The 3,525-nt window shown below is 64.3% G+C and carries 1 protein-coding gene; it reads right to left on the bottom strand.

What is annotated here, in order from left to right; genetic code table 11:
* Window positions 1–3,525: condensation domain-containing protein (locus F0Q45_RS24970; protein WP_149656439.1), on the bottom strand; the 3,525-nt coding region annotated here is incomplete at both ends.

The raw sequence follows: 3,525 nt of genomic DNA, 5'->3' as shown, positions 1-3,525 counted from the left end.
GCCAGCCGATTTACCCGGGCCGCCAACTGCGCGTAGGTCAGGGTTTGCCGGTTGTCTTGTATCGCGATTGCATGTGGGGTGCGGGCCGCCTGGTCGGCGAATAGTTGTGGTAGTGGCGCGGAGGTAATTGCGGTGGCGGTGTCGTTGTAGGTGCTCACCAAGAGCTCCCGTTGGGCCGCGTCGAGGATTTCGATGGTGTCGATACCCCGGCCGGGCTCAGCGGTCACGGTGTGCAGGATGCGCAGATAGTAGGCCGCGAACGTTTCGATCGTGTGCGCGTCGAAGAGGTCGGTGGCGTATTCGATGGCACCCGGCATCGGTTGCGGCTGCCCGGCGGGGGCCGGGAAGTCGAATAGGTGTATCGACAAGTCGAACTTGGCGGTATGGGTGGATACCGGCATGGCCTCAATGGTCAATCCGGGGAGCCTCAGCATGGGTGGGGGATTGTTTTGCAGGGCAAAGGAAACCTGGAACAGCGGATGGTGTGCGGTGGATCGGGCTGGGTTGAGCAACTCCACCAGCCGCTCGAACGGGGCGTCCTGGTTCTCATAGGCCGCCAGCGCTTTGGTGCGCACCTGGGTCAGCAATTCGGCGAAGCTGGGATTGCCTGCCGTGTTGATCCGTAACACCCAGGTGTTGACGAAGAACCCGACCAGCTCAGCCAGGGCGGCATCGGTACGCCCAGCGATCGGCCCGCCGATGCAGACGTCGTCGCCGGCCCCCAGCTTGCGCATCAGCACCGACAAGGCGGCCTGCGCGACCATCGAGACCGTGGTCCCGGTGCGGCGGGCCAGCCGCTCCACCTTCTCTCGCAGGGCTGCCTCGATGGCGAACGGCATCACCTTGCCGCGGAACGACTGGTGTGCGGGGCGGGGCCGGTCCAGCGGTAAGCTGATCTGTTCGGGTGCACCGGCTAATTCGGTTTGCCAGTAGGCGAATTGGTGTGCTAGTACCGATTCAGGGTCGTTCTCATCGCCCAATATCTGCTGTTGCCACAGCGTGTAGTCGGCGTACTGCACGCCCAACGGCGCCCAATGCGGTTCGTGTCCGGCAGCGCGGGCGGCATACGCGGTCGTAAGGTCCTGAGTCAACGCCACCAGCGAGGCGCCGTCAGCAGCGATATGGTGCACCACTAACACCAAAACGTGCTCGGTCTTAGACGCCACGATCAGCTGGGCCCGCAGCGGAATCTCGGTGGCCAGCTCGAAGTGGTGCCCGGCGGCCTGGTTCACCGCCTCGGCCAACGGCAGGCCGTCGGCCAGCTCGGTGACGATCAGCGCGACCGCCTCGGGGGGCAGGATTTGTTGATGGGCGATGCCGTCGCTCTCGACGAACACTGTGCGCAAGCTTTCATGGCGGGCCACCACGTCACCGAGGGCGGCTTCCAACGCCGCCACGTCGAGGCTTCCGGTCAGCCGCACCGCCACCGGAATGTTGTAGGTCGCCGACCGACCCTCATAGCGCTGCAAAAACCACAATCGCGATTGCGCATAGGACAACGGAATCCGCGCCGGGCGTGGTTGGGCCAGCAATACCGCGTGCGTTGCACGACCGTCGTGAGCGTCCAGCCAGTCCGCCAACTGCGCCACACTCGGCGCCTCAAACACCGCCCGGATCGGCACCTGCACACCTAGCTCGACCCGAATGCGCGCCACCAACCGCGTCACCGTCAACGAATGCCCACCCAAATCGAAAAACCCGTCATCAATGCCCACCCGCGCCAACCCCAACACCTCAGCGAACAACCCCACCAACACCGCATCGCGCCCATCGCGCGGGCCCCGATACACCACCGCCGACACAAACTCCGGCGCCGGCAACCCCTTTCGATCCACCTTGCCATTAGGCGTCAACGGCAACCCATCAACCACCATCACCACCGCCGGAACCATGAACTCCGGCAACCGATCCCCCACCCACCGACGCACCTCACCACCGCGCGCAATCGCCGCCGGATCAGTAACCCAACCCGCCACACCCCGCACCTGCGCACCCGGAACATACACATCCGACAACACCGAATCCACACCCGCAAGGAAAACCACATCCATCAACCCCGCCGTGGCCGACCACGTCACCACCACCCGATACCCCAGCTCACAGCCCAACCGGTGACATTCAGCGGGCATCACCGCATCGACCGCGTCGAGCTGAACCGGTAACTGGTGCAACACCACACGATCAGCCGCGCAGGCCAGCGCGCGTTCCAGCGCGACCTCCGGCCACACCCCCCGATGCGGCACCCCAGTAACCCGCAGCCCCAACGGGCGCTCCTCGCGCAAATACGGGCCCAGCGCAGCCAAACTGCCCCACCGATCCCACGGCAGCTGCGGTAACTGGGCACACGAACACACCACCGCAGGCTCCTTATACAACACCACGTCATAGCGATAACCCGAAAGCTCATTGACCGCACTCATCGGTTTAAGCTGGATGTCCACCGCGCCGATCGCGGCCAACCGCTGCGGCAACCCAACGAAAAACTCTGGCGCCAACAACAATTCCTGCTCGGCCAGCATCTCCCGGCGCACCCGCTCCCGCAACACCCCCACCGTATCCTCACCATCAGCCTGAGCACACACCACCGCCGCACCAAACGCCGACAACAAACTCTTATTACGCACATCCCCCACAAACAACGCCCCACCCGGAGCCAACAACCCCAACGCCAACTCGACCACATCCAGCAAATACCCCACACTCGGAAAATACTGAACCACCGAATTAAGCACCACCACATCGAAATAACCCGCCGGCAACCCCGCACCCACATCAGCGGGCTGCACACTCAAGTGCACCCGATCCGCCCACCACCGCGACGCCACCTGCCCCTGCAACCGATGAATCGTGGCCGCCGAAAAATCCGTACCCCAATACTGCTCACAACCCGGCGCCAACTCAGCCAACAACAACCCCGACCCCACCCCAATCTCCAACACCCGCCGCGGCCCCAACCCCACAATCCGCTCCACCACCGCCGCCCGCCACTGCCGCATCTCCCCCACCGGAATCGGCTCCTGGGTGTAGCTACTGTTCCACCCACTGAAGTCCTGGCCCAATTCCGCATGCGCCTGCGTATACAGCCCGCCGTAGATCTGCTGCCACTGGCCAACCAGCTCCGCCTCGCGCTCAGGCTCACGCTCCAGCAGCTGCTGGCCATCAAGCACCACATAGCCCACCAACTGGTCCTCATAGGCGGTGACGACCGCCTGAGCCACCCGCGGATGAGCACTCAGCGCCGCCTCCACCTCCCCAGGCTCAATACGAAACCCCCGAATCTTCACCTGATCATCGACCCGGCCGACAAACTCCAACGCGCCCTCGGCATTCCAACGCACCACATCCCCAGTCCGATACATCCGTTGTCCCCGCTGCGCTGCGCCACCAAACGGACACGCCACAAACCGCGACGCCGTCAACCCAGACTGACCCCGATACCCCCGCGCCACCCCGGCACCACCGATATACAACTCCCCCGCCACCCCCGGCGGCACCACACACAAACCCGCGTCCAACACGAACACC

The sequence above is a fragment of the Mycobacterium simiae genome (assembly GCF_008370645.1).
GTDB classification, from domain to species: domain Bacteria; phylum Actinomycetota; class Actinomycetes; order Mycobacteriales; family Mycobacteriaceae; genus Mycobacterium; species Mycobacterium simiae_A.
Note: the sequence above shows the minus strand (reverse complement) of the source record. Positions and strands in the feature narration are given on the sequence as shown.